Source organism: Candidatus Paceibacterota bacterium (assembly GCA_036517255.1).
Taxonomy (GTDB): domain Bacteria; phylum Patescibacteriota; class Minisyncoccia; order Phycocordibacterales; family WO2-35-19; genus DATDXE01.
The window spans coordinates 1-2097 of record DATDXE010000008.1 but is presented as its reverse complement, the minus strand read 5'-3'; the positions used below and the strand labels follow the sequence as shown (position 1 = coordinate 2097).

At 39.2% G+C, this 2097-nt stretch carries 3 protein-coding genes; all 3 read left to right on the top strand.

Features of this window, described 5'->3' with window-relative positions; all coding sequences use genetic code 11:
* Positions 1-436, top strand: a 436-nt coding sequence (locus VJH67_01775; protein HEY4515899.1) for an AIR synthase-related protein, incomplete at its 5' end; no start/stop codon positions are given.
* 1 nt (position 437) lies between these two features.
* Positions 438-1805 carry an adenylosuccinate lyase gene (purB, locus tag VJH67_01770; protein ID HEY4515898.1) on the top strand — a complete coding sequence of 456 codons (1368 nt, stop codon included), beginning with the start codon at positions 438-440 and terminating at the stop codon, positions 1803-1805.
* A 16-nt stretch (positions 1806-1821) separates the two neighbouring features.
* Positions 1822-2097 (top strand): GTPase (locus tag VJH67_01765; GenBank protein HEY4515897.1); only part of this gene is annotated, 276 nt, incomplete at its 3' end.

The window sequence follows — 2097 nt, the reverse complement described above, 5'->3', positions numbered from 1 at the left end:
CGCTCCATCAGTGCTCTACGACCCACTTCTTACGACTCTAAATGGATGGTTTAAACCCGGTTTCAAGCAAGAGATAAAAGTGCATGCCATCGTGCATCTTTCTGGTGGTGCTATTAAAGAAAAATTTGCCAAAGATATTTTGTTTCCTCGAGGATTGTCAGCCAATCTAAATGATTTGTGGGAACCCCCAACTATTATGAGAAATTGCGCCACATGGAGAGGGCTGTCGGATAGAGAATTTTACGAGACATGGAATGGTGGTCAAGGAATGTTTCTGGTTGTTGATAAGAAGGATGTAAAGTATTGTTTGAGGTGTGCAAAGCGGTTCTCTATACAAGCAAAAGTAGCCGGTCGCATCACAAAAGAAAAAGTCCCGCAAGTTGAGATTACTTCCAAATTAACAAAAGGGGAAAAGATAATTTATAAAAAAAATTAAAATGTCACCACTTAAAGCTATTTCGCCGATTGACGGAAGGTATCATAAAACCACCTTGCCCCTGTCCAGATATTTTAGTGAAGTAGCTCTTATCAAATACCGAATTATTGTGGAGGGAGAATATTTAATCGCACTGTCAGAAGAAAAGAAGACAAGACTTCGAAAGTTTAGTAAAGCAGAAAAATCAGTTATTCGTGGCCTCTATAGTATTGAAATAAAAGATGCTGAAGAAGTAAAAAGTTTTGAAGCAACAACCAATCATGATGTAAAGGCCATCGAGTATTTTATTAAGGAACGCTTAAAGAATACTTCCTTGGTGGATGTTTTAGAGTGGATTCATTTCGCTCTGACTTCAGAAGATGTAAACAACTTATCATATGCCTTGATGCTCTCAGAGTCTTTAAGAAGTGAAATAATTCCGTATCTCAATTTTGTTCTCGTTTCAATAGATCATTTTGCGCAATCGACTAAGAATATCCCTATGCTTGCACGAACACATGGACAAAGCGCTTCACCAACAACATTAGGTAAGGAATTTAAAGTTTTTTCTTCTCGACTTAAAAGACAGATAAATCAACTGAAAAAATACAGGATTTTGGTCAAGTTGAATGGAGCGGCAGGAAACTATAATGCTCACTTTACCGCCTATCCAAAGATAGATTGGCCGAAATTTACTCAGAATTTTATCATGACTCTAAATACAGAAAGAAAAATAAGGCTCGAGGCCAATTTGGTGACTACTCAGATAGAACCACACGATACATATGCTGAACTATTCGATATTATGCGTAGAATAAATACAATTCTCATCGATTTTGACCAAGATGTGTGGCGATACATAAGTGATGGTTGGCTTAGTCAGAAACCAAAAGAAGTTGAAATAGGGTCATCAACTATGCCGCACAAAATTAATCCAATTGATTTTGAAAACAGTGAAGGAAACCTTGGCATGGCAAATGCGCTTTTTACTTACTTTAGTTCAAAGCTCCCAATTTCACGTCTGCAAAGGGATCTATCTGACTCTACTGTCGAAAGAAACTTCGGCATCGCCCTTGCTCATAGTCTTATCGCCTATCAAGCTATTCAAAAAGGATTAAGTAAGATAAGTCCCAATCGAACAAAAATTCTTGAGGATTTAGATCATCATTATGAGGTTATTGCAGAGGGCATACAGACTATTTTAAGAAGGGAAAATGTGGCCATGCCCTACGAAGCTTTAAAAAATCTGACGAGAGGGAAAAAAGTGACACGAAAAGATTTCCAGAAATTTATCGATAAACTAAAAGTTAGTGAGAAAATAAAAAAGGAGTTGAGAAAAATTTCCCCCAGGACCTACATTGGTCTAGCCGAGAAGTTATCTCTTTTTTGAGTTATTCTTAAGCTTTATGTCCAAACTTTCTGTTGGAATTGTGGGGTTGCCAAATGTGGGGAAGTCAACGCTTTTCAACGCGCTGACTAAACAGAGCGTGCCGGCGGAGAATTATCCGTTCTGTACCATTGACCCATCGGTCGGCATTGTGCCGGTACCGGACGAGCGGCTTGAGACACTATCCGCTTTGTCCAAGTCGAAGAAAACTATTCCGGCGGTAGTCGAGTTTGTTGACATCGCCGGACTGGTTAAAGGCGCTTCGGAGGGCGAAGGACTGGGCAATAAATTTCTC

Excerpts from the sequence above, each read along its gene's own strand:
- purB (HEY4515898.1), top strand. The coding sequence starts at position 438 with ATGTCACCACTTAAAGCTATTTCGCCGATTGACGGAAGGTATCATAAA.